This is a genomic window from Streptomyces sp. SAI-135 (assembly GCF_029893805.1).
Lineage (GTDB): Bacteria > Actinomycetota > Actinomycetes > Streptomycetales > Streptomycetaceae > Streptomyces.
Genome location: NZ_JARXYP010000001.1, coordinates 610,035 through 626,726 on the forward strand (window position 1 = coordinate 610,035; position 16,692 = coordinate 626,726).

Annotated in this window: 9 protein-coding genes and 1 pseudogene; 8 read left to right on the forward strand and 2 right to left on the reverse strand. The window is 65.7% G+C overall.

The features are described from left to right. Positions 1-101 precede the first annotated feature (101 nt). The 7 genes and pseudogenes from M2163_RS02690 to M2163_RS02720 all read left to right on the forward strand — a co-directional run bounded on the left by M2163_RS02690 (position 102) and on the right by M2163_RS02720 (position 10,809). Entirely contained in the window at positions 102-1,415 is a 1,314-nt protein-coding gene (locus M2163_RS02690) for a dicarboxylate/amino acid:cation symporter (RefSeq protein ID WP_280854704.1), read from the forward strand. Positions 1,416-2,300: 885 nt separating this feature from the next. Continuing rightward, positions 2,301-3,179, forward strand: coding sequence for a hypothetical protein (locus M2163_RS02695; protein ID WP_280892994.1), 879 nt, complete (start codon positions 2,301-2,303; stop codon positions 3,177-3,179). Between the two features lie 379 nt (positions 3,180-3,558). Further along, a pseudogene (locus tag M2163_RS02700) lies at positions 3,559-4,132 on the forward strand (transposase family protein); the annotation flags it as partial. Between the two features lie 223 nt (positions 4,133-4,355). Then, positions 4,356-5,537, forward strand: coding sequence for a cytochrome P450 (locus M2163_RS02705; RefSeq protein ID WP_280892995.1), 1,182 nt, complete (start codon positions 4,356-4,358; stop codon positions 5,535-5,537). Between the two features lie 564 nt (positions 5,538-6,101). After that, a complete protein-coding gene (locus M2163_RS02710; protein WP_280892996.1) occupies positions 6,102-7,106 on the forward strand; it encodes a membrane dipeptidase in 1,005 nt (334 codons plus the stop codon). A 437-nt stretch (positions 7,107-7,543) separates the two neighbouring features. Then, a complete protein-coding gene (locus M2163_RS02715; protein ID WP_280892997.1) occupies positions 7,544-8,977 on the forward strand; it encodes an amidohydrolase family protein in 1,434 nt (477 codons plus the stop codon). Between the two features lie 410 nt (positions 8,978-9,387). Then, positions 9,388-10,809 carry a serine hydrolase domain-containing protein gene (locus tag M2163_RS02720; RefSeq protein WP_280893141.1) on the forward strand — a complete coding sequence of 474 codons (1,422 nt, stop codon included), beginning with the start codon at positions 9,388-9,390 and terminating at the stop codon, positions 10,807-10,809. A gap of 213 nt (positions 10,810-11,022) precedes the next feature. On the opposite strand, the gene M2163_RS02725 is transcribed toward M2163_RS02720, so the two are convergent. Both M2163_RS02725 and M2163_RS02730 read right to left on the reverse strand, forming a co-directional pair. Then, entirely contained in the window at positions 11,023-12,231 is a 1,209-nt protein-coding gene (locus tag M2163_RS02725) for a PucR family transcriptional regulator (RefSeq protein ID WP_280892998.1), read from the reverse strand. 383 nt (positions 12,232-12,614) lie between these two features. Further along, a complete protein-coding gene (locus M2163_RS02730; protein ID WP_280854697.1) occupies positions 12,615-12,959 on the reverse strand; it encodes a RidA family protein in 345 nt (114 codons plus the stop codon). Positions 12,960-13,311: 352 nt separating this feature from the next. Here M2163_RS02730 and M2163_RS02735 point away from each other — a divergent pair, with 352 nt between their 5' ends. Next, positions 13,312-16,662 (forward strand): serine hydrolase, encoded by a 3,351-nt coding sequence (locus M2163_RS02735; protein WP_280892999.1) that lies wholly within the window; start codon positions 13,312-13,314, stop codon positions 16,660-16,662. Positions 16,663-16,692 lie beyond the last annotated feature (30 nt).

A 16,692-nucleotide genomic window follows, 5' to 3' on the forward strand; every position in this document is an offset into this window, starting at 1 on the left:
GGCCTCAGGACCACCTGTCTGTACGTCAAGCAACACACCATTGGAGTGCACACATGGACAATAGTCATGCTCACGACAATCCGCTCGAGGTCGATCACAGCGTGAAGGCCCCGCCAGCGCGCGCAAAGCGCTGGTGGCGGCTGCCACTCGGACTGCAGTCGGTACTCGCAGTCGGACTCGGAGCGCTGATCGGAGCGCTCGCGCCGTCCGTCGGCGAGCAACTGAAGCTCCTCGGGGACGTCTTCCTGAACCTGGTGCAGATGGTCGTACTGCCCCTGGTCTTCCCGCTGATCGTGCTGGGCATCGCCCGCATGGAGTCAGTGAAGAAGGTGGGCCGGATCGCCGGTAAGGCCATCCTCTACTTCGAGGTCGTCACCACGGTGATCCTTCTGGTCGCGGTGACGCTGGCCGAACTCACCGGCATCGGCAGGGGCGCCCCGGTCGCCGCCGGTGACACCAAGAGCCTGGAAACCCTGGACCAGGGCATCGACTTCCACGAGCTCATCCTCCACGCCGTCCCGAAGAACGTCTTCGCCGCGTTCACCGAGGGGAACCTGCTCGCCGCGATCGTCTTCGCGCTCTTCCTCGGTGTCGGGATGGCGGCCATCGGCCAGAAGTCCGCACCTTTCGCATCGGTCCTGGAGTCCGTGTCGGCAGCCATGTTCAAGGTTGTCGGCTATGTCCTCCGCGTCGCTCCCCTGGGCGTTCTCGGCTTCATCAGCTACGACGTGGCGCACTACGGATTCGGCAACCTCAAGAGCCTGGTCGGCTTCGTTGCCGTGGTCTATGCAGGTCTGGCCATCATCCTTGGCGTGATCTTCCCGGTCATCGCGCTGATCTACCACATCCGGTACGTGGACCTGCTCAAGGCGATCGGCGGACTCGTCGGTATCGCCTTCGTCACGCGCAGCTCCGAAGCGGTGCTGGCACCGCTGATGGGCAAGCTCGAAGCCTTCGGCGTCAGCCGCTCGACGACTTCTTTCGTCGTCCCCCTCGGCTACTCGTTCAACACCGACGGCTCCGTGCTCTACCAGGCCACCGCCCTGGTGTATCTCGCCCATGCCTACGGCATGGACACCTCCATCCCGTCCCTGCTGCTCATGGTCGGTGTCCTGGTGGTGCTGTCCAAGGGGATGGCGGGCGTCACATCGGCCTCCATCGTGGTGCTCCTCGCCGCGGGCAAGACGATCGGCATCCCAGCCGAGGGCATCGCACTCCTGGTCGGCGTCGACTTCATCGTCGACATGGCGCGTACCGCGGTGAACGTCGTAGGGAACGCACTGGCCTCCGCCGTCGTGGACCGTTCGGAGGCCAAGAGGGACGCCGGGAAAGACGCCGAGCAGAACACCCAGGCGGAGGACGCCGTACCCGACTACGAGCCCGTGGCGCCGGCCGCCCAGGAACAAACGGTGTAGTGAACGGCTCATCGCAGATCACCGGCAGCCTGGGCGGTACACACCCGCCCAGGCTGCCGGCTTCCCCACGAGCGCATGTCATTGCAGCGCCATTGCGCGCCCACAGGACTTCGGCCTCAACTCCCGCCTTCGCGAAGACCACGCTTGGTGTAGTAGGTACTGAGCCCTTTCAGCGTGGTCACTCATCGGGGATGGGGAGGCGTCCGCAACCCACCAGGTTCCTGTGCCGTTGGGGGAGTCGTTCGACGTCTCAACTCGTAGGCATAGCAGCCTTGTGGGTTCGTCACCCAGCCGCATCGACCTGCCTCATACGTCGGCCAGGTGGGTCACCATGCTCATCGTCACCGCGAGGGCGACCGCCACGACCGCCACGACCGCCACGACCGCCACTACAAGCTCCCCCCACCAGCGTGCAGTGGTCCGCCACGCGGGCGGTCAACCGCTCGTTGGACACAGCCAGTTCGGCGCCTGGGCTTCCGCCGCCTCGGCCCGCGCCTCAGCGGCCGCCACCTGCCGCTGAGGCAGTCCGATCAGCGCGAGGAGTTCCCCACGCAACGCAGACTCCAGGGCGGCACGACGCAGTGCGGGGACGGGTTGCCGGGCAGTGTCACACTCGGCCGCTCACAATGGTCTCGCCCGGCCGAATCGACTCACCACCGCAGTAGAACGTTCGGTATTGACAAGCTGGCGCCAGATCACTTCAATAAAGCAGGATGGAACGTTCGTTCTGCCGGACATACGCCTGCGTAGATCTGTCACGATTCCGGCGTCACTGCAGGCGGCGTCGACTTGGGATGTCATGTTTGACAACCTCCACACACGAGGACCGCTGTGCGCTATGACTGTGCCGTCTGCCTGAATCCCCTGTCACCCGACAGCGCCGGCATGATCAAGATCGCCGGAGTGATCAAGGACGGCCCTGATCACTGGGTGTGGGGTCCGTATCCTGTTCACGACGTCCCGTGCAGAGAGCAGCTTGCACATCCCGCCGCCGGCGATCTGCTCACTTCTCCGGAACATACGGAAACCAGTGTCCGATGCGATCCCAGTGATCCGGCCGTCAACGCACTACTGAAGCACTGGAAAGACCCGTCGGCCCCCATGTCTGCCTCAAGAACACTGGGCGGCACTCACCTCAGGTACTGGCCCGCCGACCGCTCTTCAGGGCCGGAGGCTGTCCGAGCGCACACGCCCTGGCCGGGCCTGGACGCGGTGATGCCACTTGCCCCAAGTCAACTTCTCTGTCTCGGCGTTCGCCCCCAAAGCCCCCAGAGACAGATGGGATACGACATCGCCGTACACAATGCCGCACAGGGCCTGCGCGTTGTGATGTTCGCACCTGACCTCCCTCCTCGTAACCCCGTGCCCGGCCTGACCGTGTACCGCGACTCAAGGCTGACTCCCGAGTCGATCAGGGAGCGGCTGCATGGCGGAATGGGCGACGGTGCCCGGCATCACCTGGTCGTCATCGACCGCCTGGAATTCCTGAGCACGAGCGAAGATGCCGGCACGTTGAGCAGCCATGAGCAAGTGGGCGAAGTCTGCACGAAGTTGAAGGAGATGGCTGCTTCGGATTCGCTGGGCTGTCCGTCCTTCCTCCTCATGGCACATACGGATCATGTTCACCGCCGCGGCGCTCCGGTGCATCTCAGTGAGATGAGGATTGCCATCAAGCTGGAGAACTACGTGGATTCGCTTGTACTGCTGAGCCGCACACATCCTGACGTCACCAGTTTCACGAAGGACCGATCGGGCTCTGTCTGAGGCTCCCGGTGCAGATCGGGATCTTGCTCGCTGAAGAATCCGCCGACGGTGCCGGTAGCCGCTTCCATCTTTTGGGCTGATGGCGGAACAGCGACCGGTAGCGGCGCGCCGGTCGGCAGCGGTGAAGAGGCGCCCGCACACTGACCCCGTCGAGACACGGCACAAGAAAGCCGGGACTCGTGCCCGGCTCAGCGCCTCGACCACGATGGACGCTTCCCCTTGCCCACCGTCCGGCGATCAAGCCGGCGCCCTCCTGATCAACCCGCTTCCGCTGGGGCCGGAAGAGCGCACCGACGTTCACCGGCCTTCTTCGAGTTGGACCCCTTGATCAGGTGACAGCTTATGTCTGACGTCTCAACCACCATGCGCGGGGGCTTCGTTGGTCATCTATCCTGCCGGCCTCGACCTGCCCATGCGCTCGTGAAGTGGGTGACCATGCTAAGCGTCACCCTTGAGGGCAACCCGCGCTGCAAGCTCCGCCCGTCGCCAACGCGCGATGGTGGCACTGGTGTACCTGCGCGAGCACACCACGCCGGCGAAGATCGCTGCCGCGTGCGGGACCGGCGAGCCCGCCGCCCACGCCTCCACCAGCACGGTCATCCAACTGCTCGCCGTACGTGCACCGGGTCTGCTGAAGGTCCTGCGCGACGCCGATTGGTCACCGGTCCGGACGGCCGGCTGCGGTGACTCACCCGCGCTGCCGGGCCGGGCTCACGACCTGACCGCTGCCCGCACCCACCGGATCATCCGCATCTGCGAGCGCCAAGGTGTCCCCATTTTGGCCGGTCTGGCTGACCAGGGCGGCGACCTTTGGGTGATTACGGGCCGGGCATCAAACGCAGACCCCTTGCAGGAACTCACCCCCACCGAGAAGACCGTCAACCAGGCCCTGGCCGCGGTACGGGCCCCAGTCGAACGGGAGCGTCGCGCGCCTGAAGTCCTGGCGGATCTTCCACACATCGCCGCCGAACCTCCGGGGCAGAACGTTCGGTCTTGACGTGGTGAAGTCAGCGGATTAGGCTCACCATGCGCAGTGAATGATTTATGCACAAGCGGGGCACGACCTTAATCGTCGCATGACGAAAGTTCCTGCTGCCTGGGAACACGGGACATACCGCATAGGCGCTCTGGAAGCCTTACGTCCGGTACGGGAACTAAGAAGCACCAAGGGGCACGGTGGACAAAACTGTCGAACACAGTGGCTTTTGCCCTTCTTGGGGACCGCTACCAGACTTTTTGGATCCGCCACCCCTGCCCGACGATGTCAAAATGCAATGGGCAAAGGCCCCCAGTGGCGTGGGCATGTGGGTGGTCAGCGATTATCACCTCGCGCGCCAGATACTCTCCGACAAGCGTTTCAGTAGATCTCTGGCGGCTGGCCCAGAGGGTGCCAAAATTGGTATCACCGATCCCTCGCCGGAATCAATCATCAGTATGGACGGCGAGGAACATGCGGCACTTCGCAGACTCGTCGCCGGAACGTTCACACACGCCCGGATCGCAGAACTACAGCCTTTCGTCGAAACCCTCGTCACAGAGCTGCTGGACGACGTGGCGAGTCGAGGTCCGCAGGGCGACCTCGTATCCGGGCTGGCCGTACCGCTCCCCATACACGTCATATGCCATGTCATGGGAATACCATTAGAAGACAGAAACTATTTCGCGGGGCATGTCGCGGTCTTGTTCGACCTGACCGGGGCACCGGGTGACGGTGAAGACCACACCTTGAGCCTGATCCGCTACATGATGGGCCTGATTGCCCGGAAGAGGCGAGAAAAGAAGCGCGGCACAGATCTGATCAGCGTACTGATTGAGGCGTGCGACGACGATGGAAAACTGACCAACCGGGCCATGGTGACACTCTGTCTCGCCATCCTCATGGCAGGCTACGAAACCACCGTGGACCAGATTTCGCTGACCATCCTTGATCTACTGAGCCAACCTGGGAAGACTGACGCGCTGCGGAACAAGCCGTCGCTCATTCCGGACTTCGTCGAAGACGCATTGCGCACCAATCCCGCAGTAACCACAACTTTCGCGCGAATGGCGACAGAATCCGTAGAAATGGACGGATTGACCATCCAGCCGGGAGAAGCAGTCATCGTGGACGTCCTGGGCGCAAATTACGGTCTTTCCGAGGTCGAAACTCAAAAGTCATTCCGGCCCATGCATCTCACCTTCGGGCACGGGGTGCATCGCTGCTTGGGATCGCACCTCGCAAAGATCCAGTTGACCGAAGCGGTTCGAGGGGTGCTCACCCGCCTGCCGCCCGTTTCTCTGGCAGAAGATATGCACGCCCTGGACTGGAAGACCGGTCATGCGACCCGCGGCCTCAATCGTCTCCTGGTCTCGTGGTGACCACTGTGCGGTACACGGCCCCAAAGCACTGATCCGACGGCTCGGAGCCAGGAATCACATGCGGCGGACTGCATCAGGACCCGCGGCAGATCCGAGCCCCGGGCAGTTCGCAGACAGTGGCCCCCACGACGCGCGCCCGTCGGGAAGCCGAAGCTGAAGAAGGTGACTGACGCGGCCAGCAGAGCGCCTCGGTCGTCCGAGCCCCGGTGCTCGGACGACCGCAGCGACAGGGAAGACCGGGCACGCTCTCGTCGGTGTGAAATGCGTTCGGCCGACGCTGCGACTTCCGGGCCTCTCCTCGTCACGTCAAAATGACCCTGACCAAGCCCGGTGAGCTCGGGGCGACGGCCCTGCCTTCGTGTTCGGCTTGAACTCGTTGCGAGACTTGCTCGCCGCCTCCGAGAGAGCTGTGCTCCATGCAGCCAGCAACGCCTCACGCCTCGTTGGCCCACTCACGACACTTGTCGATCGGTTGTCCTCAGCCGTACGACAGCTGACGCTCGCCCGTCGTCCCGCGTAGTCCTAGCATTCGGCCGAGACCCGCCTATCGGCTCTGGGAGATCCATGAAACAGGAGCGCACGACGACGCAGCTCGCCTTTGCGGCCGAGTACGCACAGGCGCTGGTGTGGGAGCAGCATTGCTGCCTTCCGCTCGACCCGGACACCGACGTCGACGAGCTGTGGCGTTACGCCGAAGCCGGCGCCTCATTCGTCTCGGTGAACGTGGGCTACGCGCCCCACGAAATCGCCGACACGATCAAGGTGTTGTCCGCGTTCCGCCGTCACGTGCTCACGAACCCTGACCGTTACGTCATGGCAAACTCGGCCGACGACGTACGTCAGGCCAAAGCCACCGGACGCCTCGCGGTTGCCTTCGATCTTGAGGACACGCGTCCACTGGGTGGACGCATCGACACCGTACAGACCTACTACGACCTCGGTGTCCGTACGATGCTGCTGACCTACAACCAGCAGAACGCGGCTGGTTCGGGCTGTCACGACGACTCCGACGGCGGCCTGACCGACTTCGGCAGAGAGGTCGTGGCGGAGATGAACCGAGTGGGCATGGTGGTCGACGCGACCCACTGTTCCTACCGCACATCGATGGACATCTTCGCCGCGTCCACGGAGCCGGTGGTGCTGTCCCACTCGGCGACGCGCGCGGTCCATGACCATCAGCGCAACGTGTGGGACGACCAGATTCAGGCGTGCGCTGAGACAGGGGGTGTCATCGGCATCAACGGCGTCGGAATCTTCCTGGGCGACAACGACACCAGCACCGAAGCGCTGGTTCGCCACATTGATCACGCCGTCGATCTGGTGGGCTGGGAGCATGTAGGGCTTGGCCTCGACTTTTGCTTCGAGGCCGAAGATCTCAACGCTGAGCTGGCCCAGAACCCCGACCTCTTCCCGCCGAGTTATGGGGCATGGGATCGCATTGACTTCATCGAGCCGGAACGGTTGCCCGCGATCGCGGCGGCATTGGCGAGTCGTTCCTATCCAGCCGAGGCCATCAGGGGAATCCTCGGAGAGAATTTCCTCCGCGTAGCACAGAACGTGTGGCGCTGATCGCGTCTGACGCGTACGGAAGGCGGGGTCCGTGATGGGCTCGGTGAGCGACTTGCCGGCGGAGCACCGCAGGTGGCATCGGTCTGGTACGTCCTGCCTGCTCATGCCCGGGCAACGGGTGGGGCCTCGCATCGTTGCCCTCGGTGCGTACCAAGCACCGGGTCACCGAGTCCGGCGATTCTCGACGCGATGCGGCCGACCAGCGGACGTGGGGCCAGACCACTCAGTACCGTCGGCCTCCCGAAATGGCGAACCGGTTACCGATCCGACCCTTGACGTGCGCGGTGATCGGCCAGAGATACACGCGTGGCCGACAGTCTCCATCCCCCCCACAATGCAGTGACACGCCGATCCATTGTACGGACGTCTGATCGGCGAACATCAAACGACGTGCTGTGTCCCCCACCGGAACGGCGCGCGATCATGAGAGGGATACCATGTCACTTCTGTTGACCGGCGCGACTGTCATCGACGGCGTCTCCGACACGGGTATTGCTGGTCGGTCGATCCTGATAGAGAACGGCCGCATCGTGGCCATCGGTCGACCCGATGAGCTTTCGGTCCCGCCGGACACCGAAACAGTCGATTTCAGCGGAAAGTTCATCATCCCTGGATTGATGAATGCCAATGTGCATCTTCTCGTCAACGCTCTCTTCGAGACCCTCGTCAGGTATGAGGGGCGCTACGAGGATCTGATTGCCGAAGCCGCTCAAGTCGCGCTCAAGGTCGGAATGACGACGGTGTTCGACACATGGGGTCCGCGGCGTGCACTGATGTCGGTCCGCGACCGGATAGACCAGGGCGAGCTTGTGGGCAGCCGTATTCGCTGCGCCGGAAACATCATCGGATTCGACGGACCGTTCTCCGGAGACTTCGACTCAAGGATCCCAGGGATCGGCACCTCTCACTTCGTCGACCGCATCAACGCGACGTGGGTCGAAAACACCGGCCGGCACTTGATGTGGCTGACACCGGAAGCTGTCGGGGAGGAGGTTCGCAAGTACATCGAGCTGGGAATCGACTTCGTCAAGTACGCGTCGAACGAACATGGCGGTATCTCCGCCGGCGCCTTCATTCAGTTTTCGGAGCGAACGCAGCGCGCCATCGTCGAGGAAGCTCATCGTGCTGGGCTGACCGTACAGTCGCACACTTCTTCAGTCGAAGGCCTGCGCATGTCGATCGAGGCGGGTTGCGACCTCGTACAGCATTGCAACATGACGGGACCGGTCGAGATCCCGCGCGAAACCCTCGAACTACTGGCACAGGGAGATTGCGGCGCCGTCGTCTTCCCCCTGACCGATCACGGTCTGTCCCACCTCAAAGAATCCATCTCGGACCATGAGTGGACGATGTGGAAGGCATCGGACGCCAACGCCCGCAATCTCATCGACGCCGGCGCGATGATCCTCCTCGCAAATGACGGAGGAATTTTCGCCCCAGAAGTCATGCAGGAGCCGCTGATCAAGGGCACCTGGAACGGGCTGCCCGAGGAAGAAGCTCTGGGCCGGCTGGCGACAGGTCACTTCGTCTGGCTGCGAGCCATGGAAGAAAAAGGCATGTCGCCCATCGACCTGCTGCGTGCGGCGACCCGCAACATCGCCAAGGCCTACAAGGTCGACGACGATCTTGGAACACTCGAAGTCGGCAAGATCGCCGACATGGTCGTCCTCGACGAGGATCCATTGCAGGGTGCCAAGAACTACCAGAGCATCCACACCGTCATCAAGGATGGCGAACTGGTAAACCGCGACGCGCTTCCGGAGCGGCCGATACTGACCGCGGACCTTCCTGCTCCTGTGGAGGAGCAGGCCCGCTACAAGAGGTCTCTCCACCACGGTGAGCGCCTGCCGGGTTGCCCCACACCTGCGTGAGCGGAACGCACTGACGGCAGGAAGCGAGGCTGCACAGACCGCCGCGACCCTCCGTGGGCAGGTGGGTGGTGATCTGGAGGGTCCAGTGCAGCAACGCCGTGGCCGTGCAGGTTGCGAAGTGAAGCAGACTGTCGAGGCGTGCCGCCGCGCCTCGACGGTGCCCCTCGCCGGCAGCTGGAGCATGAGCGGAGTTCCCGCTCATGGTCAGGGGCGCACGCCTGCATTTCCTCCTTTTCGGCGGCGGTTCTTGCGGGGCGCCGTAACGTTGGAGTCCTTCCTCGGCTGCCGGCTCTGCGACGGCGGTCGCAGACGAGGAAAGCCCCGGGACACAGTCGCCATTCCCTCAGGGACCCGCACGACATCTGTCGACACAGGCGCCGGGCAGTGGTGACTGGTGTCGCGTGTGCCCGATGGCCGGCGCACCTATCTTGGTGGGAATGATGACATCGAAGGAGCTCGCCCGCCGGCTGTCGGAACTGGCCGAGGAATTCAAAGTGGTGGGCGCGTCGGCAGCCCTGTGGCACGACGGCACGCTTGTCCGGGCCGAGGCCGGGACAGTGAATGTGGCAACCGGCGCACCCGTGCTGCCGGACTCGCTGTTCGCCGCCGGGTCTGTCACCAAGGTGTTCACCGCTTCTGTGGCGATGACTCTCGTGGACGAGGGTCTGCTCGACCTCGAAGCACCCGTGCGGGCCTACCTACCCGACTTCACGCTTGCGAATCCGGAGCGGTCAGCGGCGATCACCGTACGCATGCTGCTGAACCACTCGTCGGGCCTGCCCGGCGACTACATGCCAGACCTGACTCCAGGCGATGACGTACTCGAGCGGTTGATGCGAGAACTCACCACCTTGCGGGTCACAGGAAACCCCGGCGAGCGGTGGTCCTACAGCAACATGGGCATGAGCACTCTCGGACGGATCATCGAAGTCATCACCGGCGAGAGCTACCACACCGCACTCAGCACGCGCATCCTCCAGCCCCTCGGCCTCAACGCGACCGCCGACGCCGAAGAGCTCCTATTGCGATCGACCGCCGTGGGACACACCGTCGACCCCGCCACCGGGACCGCGTCACGAGTCCGTCGTCTGCGTGCCTGGCCCGAGAACGGCCCGGCCGGGTCCCGCTTGTGGCTCGACGTCGAAGCCCTGATCGAGCTCGGGCGGATGCACATCGACGGCACGACTCCCGACGGACGCCGCATCCTGTCCCCCGAGGCACTTCGGCAGATGCGCGAGCCCCAGTTCGACGACTACTGGGGCTGCTTCCCCATGTATGTCAACTACGGACTCGGCTGGGCCATTGTCCGCGAGGGTGACGACCCGGTCCTGGCGCACGGCGGCGCCAACCTCGGCATGCACTCCACCCTGTACGTCCTCCCGAAGCAGAAGGCCGTCCTCGCAGTGCTCACGAACAGTACGACCGGCTTTCAGCTGTACACCGCGCTCTGCGAGAATCTACTCAAGGAGTGTTTCAACGTCAGCAGTCCCGCTCCCTCGTACCCGCCGGAGCCCAGCGTCAACGTCGACTCCGAGCAATTCACCGGGGTATATCAGTCACCCAACGGTGAAGTTTCCGTCGAGTTGCACGACGGGCAACTGCACCTCCGGACAACACCTTCACCCGAATTGGCCGCTTGGGATGAGCTCATGGGCGGCACATCCGGGGGCGGTCAGCCCCTGCCGCTCGTCTGCATCGACGGCGAGCGGCACCGGTTCTCCCTGGGCCTCGGCAGCCCGGGGGCGTTCAGGGCCGTGCAGTTCTACAACCCCGGCGCCGACGGACGCCCCACCCTGATCCGTGTGGGGACGCTCTACGAGCGGACACTTTGAAACGGCGAAGCCGAGGGGGATCGCACAGCTTTGACGCAGCGCCGCGCCCGGAGTGGCGCTCAATGATCACCGTCCAGCGTGCGCTTGGCGGGACCGGACCGTCCGGTGGGCTGCCCGCGCAGGGCAAGGCCGGCTCAGGGAAGCCGTACGGCGTCGCCGCCGGTCCCCCGGACGAGTGCGCAAGGTGCCCGTGGCGACGTCTTGGTTCTGGGTTCAGACGAGCCCCAGGAGCCGGGAGACCTTGATGCCCAGGTGGAGGAGGAGGCGGTGCTGCCCGTCTGAGAGGTCGAGGCCGGTGACGTCCTCGATGCGGCGGACGCGGTGGTACACGCTCGCGCGGTGCAGTCCGAGCTCGGCGGCGGTCGACCGGGCATCACCCGCTCTGTCCAGATACACCTCGGCCGTGGTGAAGAGATCACGGTCCGCCTCGAGCAGTTGCCGCGCCGAAGGGTGCACTCCATAGGTGCCGAGCTGGTCGAAGGGCTGGGCGGCGAGCAACGCATAGATGCCCAACGCCTCGTGTGCGACCAGCGGGGCGAACGAGGGAACGACCTCCGCCACACGCAAAGCGTCGAGCGCCTGAGTGTAGGAAGTCACAGCATCTTCGAGCCGACGGGCTGGGCTGCCCGTGGCGACGTGGACATCACGCCATTTCGCACTCCGACCACCCAGCCGGTCCAGGGAGGTCGTCCGCAGGGCGTCCGGCATCTCCGGCGAGCGTCGCAAGGTCGCGCTCGCAATGACCAGTACGGCGTGATCCGGCCTGACCAGGCGCAGGCTGCCTCGGTCGCCGAGTCGGGTGGAGACCGTGTCCAGGGCAGTTTGGAGAGCTATCCGGTCGTCCTCGTCGACACCGTCGGCGCCGCCGGCGATCGGACGCGCCACAACGACGGTGACATCGCCCCTCGGCGCGAACAAACCGCTCTCCACCAGCCTCGCCGAGGCCATGCCCCTCGCCTGTTCGTCGTCCGAGAAGAGGTCGCGCACCAGCTCGCCCTCCTGAGCGGTACGCAGTTGCGAGACGACGCGCTCACGAAAGCAAATGGCGCCCGCGTCAACAGCCGCAGCGGACGCCAGCCCGAGCTGCTCGTCGGACAGGGACCCTTCTGCGTCGATCAGCCACAGGTAGCCGAAGCGCATGTTCTGGTACACGACGGGCACCACCACTCGCGGCAGAATGCCCAGGTCCTTGTCCGCCGGAAGCCGCACCGGTCCGGTCACACGCCCAAGACGCTGACGGCGCAACCACGCCAGGGCCTCGGGCGGAGCCTCGCGGCTGAGGATGACACGTGCGCGCCACTCGTCGCCCTCGCCGAAGTGTGCACTGTAGGCCAGCAACCTGAAGTCCAGGTCGTCCACGGCAACCGCTCGTCCGAGGCGATGCGCGAGTGTCTCCACCACGCGCTGAAGCTCTTCGAGCACACGACTCACCATCCTGCCGCAGGCCTGTGCCATTCCGCCCACGACTCCGTCAGCGCTCCTCGTGTCGTACCACCTCGTGCGACATCAGTCACGTGGCAGGGCGCGCAGATGCGACAGCCGATGCAAGCAGTGGCGGGAAGCCACCTGCGCTCTCCCAGGAGTTCGTGCAGTGTGCCGCAAAACGTCAGCGCTGTCACGGCCACGTCGATGACGCGGACATGCCTGCGCGCCGGCTACCGCAGGGAATGGGATCGCGCGGAAGCCGTCAAACCAGTGAGCCGTCAAACCACTGAATCAAAGGATCATGCAACCGAGCCGTGGGCCCCGCCCGGTGAGTTCACTGCGAGCGGGGCTTGAAGCAGCGGAAGCTTCTCCGCGGGCTGTCAGCGGCGGCGGGCCCATGCCTCCAGCTCGACCAGCGCGCCGAACGGAAGCTCATGGACCGCCACGCACGTACGAGCCGGGGGCTCAGAACTGAACACCGCGTTGTACCGCTCGTTGAAGGCCGTGTAGTCGTCCATCGTGGTCAGGAAGATGTTGACCTTGACCACATCGGCAATCGTCAGCCCGGCTCCGTCCAGCACCGTCAGCAGATTGGCCAGGGCCTGGTCCGTCTGCTCGGCGGCACCACCGTCCACCAGGCGCCCATCGACCAGACCGATCTGCCCGGAGATCGCTACAAGATCGCCGGCATCCACGGTCGAGCGGAAGAGCGGAAAAGAGTCCATCGATTCGCCTCACTTGAGAAGGACAGTCGGTCGGGGCCCGCTCCGGCCCACTATCGGCCCTTCACCACCCGAAGTCGCCCGCCAGTTGTCCTGCCTGGACGGTCTCCATTTCGACGTCTGTCACACGGGCAGGCCAGTGCCGTGGCATTCCGGCGCACGCGGGCAGTCGAGAGCCGGACGGAGAAAGGGCGATGTTCGTTGCAGACGACGAACAATCCGTACGCATATTGGTGCCCCCAACGAAGCGACACCGGCACCCTTGGCCTAATTTCCGGTTAACCGGTGCACCCTCCCGGAAGTAGAGACCGCGCACACCGCCGCATCCGTACCGTCCACGAGGAGACAGCCCGCCTTGACTCGACCACTGGGCATCGACGATCTCTACTCCCTCGCGCTCCCGGAACAGCCGTCCCTGTCACCGGACGGCGCTCACGTGGTGTACGTACTGCGTACCGCCGACCGTGAACTCGACCGGGACACACGGGTGCTGTGGACGGTGCCGACCGACTCCGGCGCGGCCCGCCGACTCACCAGCGGCCCCGCAGACACAGCGCCGGCGTGGTCACCCGACGGCGACCGGATCGCCTTTCTGCGCGGCGGCAACGGCCCCGCACAGCTGTGGCTGCTGCCGACCGCCGGCGGCGAACCGGAACCGGTCACCGAGCTGCCGCTGGGAGCCGGTGCGCCGGTGTGGAGCCCCGACGGGACCGCGATCGCGTTCACCGCTCCGGTGGACCGACGGCCCCCGCCTCGGACCGAGGCGGCATCGCCACCACCGGTCGTAGTGGACCGCCTTGATCACAAAGTCGACGGTGATGGCCTCGTAGGCACCGTCCGCAACCATCTGCATGTCCTCGACCTCGCCGGCCAAAGGGTTCGGCAGGTCACCGACGGGGACTGGCACGCCGGGGCTCCGGCCTGGTCACCCGACGGTCGCGCCCTGGCCTTCTGCGCGGCCCGCGGGCCTGCCGCCGCGCTGACGCTGCGCTCCGAGGCGTACGTCGTGGACCTGTCCCGCCCCGGGGAGGACGCGCAGCCACGACTCGTGGGCGTCAGCACCGGAAACGCCCAAGCCGTCACCTGGACCACCGAAGGTGACGCCCTGCTGGTCGTCGGCCGCACCGACACCGAACTGGGACACGCCGGCTTGCTGCGGGTGCCCCTGGACGGCGGCCCCACGGTCGACCTGACGCGTGGCCTCGACCGCAACGTGACACCGGGCGGCCCGGCCTACCCCGGTGCCCTGCCCCGGGCCACGGACGACGGCCGCACCGTCCTCTTCTGCGTGCGTGACCGCGGCTGCAGCCACGTTTACACAGTCGACACAGCCGGCGGTGCGCCGCGGCCGCTCATCAGCGGCGCGGACCGGGTGGTCTCCGCACTGTCCGTCGCCAAGGACACCGCCGTCGTGGTCCTGGCGACACCCGACAGGTACGGCGAGATCGTGGCCGTCGAGCGGGCCACCGGCCAAGAACGCGTCCTCACCCGGCACGGCGCGCTGCTCGCGGATGCGAAACCCTTCCCCGCGCAGGAACGGGACTTCAAGATCTCCGACGGCGGCACGGTCCACGGCTGGCTGCTACGCGATCCCGAGCGGACCGGCCCCGCGCCGCTGCTGCTCGACATCCACGGCGGCCCGCACAACGCCTGGAACGGAGCGGCCAACCCCGTACACCTCTACCACCAGGAGCTGATCGCCCGCGGCTGGGCCGTGCTCCTGCTCAACCCGCGCGGCAGCGACGGCTACGGCGACTCCTTCTTCACGGCCACCCTCGGCGCCTGGGGCACCGGCGACGCACGGGACTTCCTGGAACCGGTCGACATCCTGGTCGCCGAAGGCATCGCCGATCCCGAACGGCTCGCGGTGGCCGGATACAGCTACGGCGGCTACATGACCGGCTACCTGACCAGTCGCGACGATCGCTTCGCCGCAGCAGTGGCCGGCGCAATGATCAGCGATCTCACCAGCATGTGCGGCACCAGCGATGCGGGACACCGGCTGGCCACCACTGAACTGGGCGTCTCTCCCTGGCTCGACCGCGACAGGTACGCCGAGCTCTCCCCCTACTCCCGGGTGGAGAACGTACGCACGCCGACGCTCATTTTGCACGGCGCGGCCGACGAACGATGTCCCGTCGGCCAGGCCGAGCAGTGGTTCAACGCGCTGAAGATCCAAGGCGTGCCCACCCGCCTGGTGCTCTACCCCGGTGGCTCACATCTGTTCCTCCTCGACGGCCCTCCCTCGCACCGCACCGACTTGGCGCGGCGCATCGTGGACTGGGTCGACCACCACGCCGGCAAGTCCACACCGGCCTCCTCCGCGCCCTCAGCCGCGCGACCTGTAGATGTTGCGCACTGGCAGCGGCGTCTCACCGAACTGGCCGAACGGCATCAGGTACCCGGCGCAGTCCTGGGCATCGCCCGCGGTGCGCACAGCGACGTGGCCGCCTACGGCGTGCTCAACAAGGCCACCGGGGTGACCACCACGCGGGACTCCCTCTTCCAGATCGGGTCCATCACGAAGGTGTGGACCGCAACCCTGGCCATGCAACTCGTCGATGCAGGCACCCTCGACCTGGACGCCCCGATCACCGACGTCCTGCCGGAACTGCGCCTCGCCGACCCCCAGGTGGCACAGCAGGTGACCATGCGGCATCTGCTGACCCACACCAGCGGCATCGACGGGGACGTGTTCACCGACACGGGACGCGGCGACGACTGCCTGGAACGCTTCGTCGACCAGTTGGACGAGGCCGCGCAGAACCATCCGCTGGGGGCGACCTTCTCGTACTGCAACTCCGGGTTCGTGCTCGCCGGACGGGTCATCGAGAAGCTCACCGGCATGAGCTGGGACCTCGCCCTGCGCGAGCTGCTGTGCACCCCGCTCGGCCTGGAGCACACCGTCACGCTGCCGGAGGAGGCGCTGCGCTTCCGCACCGCCATGGGGCATGACTCCGAAGGCGACGAACCGCCACGCCCGGTCCCGGCCTGGAGTCTGCCCCGCTCCGCAGGACCCGCCGGCCTGATCACCGCCACGGCCGAGGACGTCCTCGCCTTCGCCCGTCTGCACCTGACAGGCGGCACCGCGCCGGACGGAACGCGTCTGCTCTCGGAACATGCGGCGCGGGCCATGACCGAGCAGCAGGTCGAACTGCCGGACACGCTCACGCTCGGGGACTCCTGGGGTCTCGGCTGGATCCGCTTCGGCTGGGACGGCCACCGTCTGATCGGGCACGACGGGGCCACGCTCGGGCAGTCGGCGTTCCTGCGGGTGCTGCCCGAGCAGGACCTGGCCGTCACGCTCCTCACCAACGGTGGCGCGGCGAAGGACCTGTACCGGGACCTGTTCGGGGAGATCTTCGCCGACCTGGCCGGGGTGGCCCTGCCCGAGCCTCCGCGGCCACCGGCCGAACCGGTGTCGGTGGACGCCGGTCGACACCTCGGGCGGTACGAGCGGGCCGGAACGCGCATCGACATCATCGACGGCGCGGACGGACTGCGGCTGCGGTACACGACGACCGGGCCGCTCGCCCACCTGGTGCCGGAACCGGTCCAGGAGACCGCGCTGGTGCCCGTCTCCGACAGCGAGTTCCTCGTGCAGTACGCCGGCAGTCCGTCATGGATCCCCGTGACGTTCTACGCGTTGCCCGACGGCGCCAGGTATGTACACCACGGCATGCGCGCGACCCCGAAGGTGTCCTGACATGAAACAGCCGTACGACCTTGATGTGCC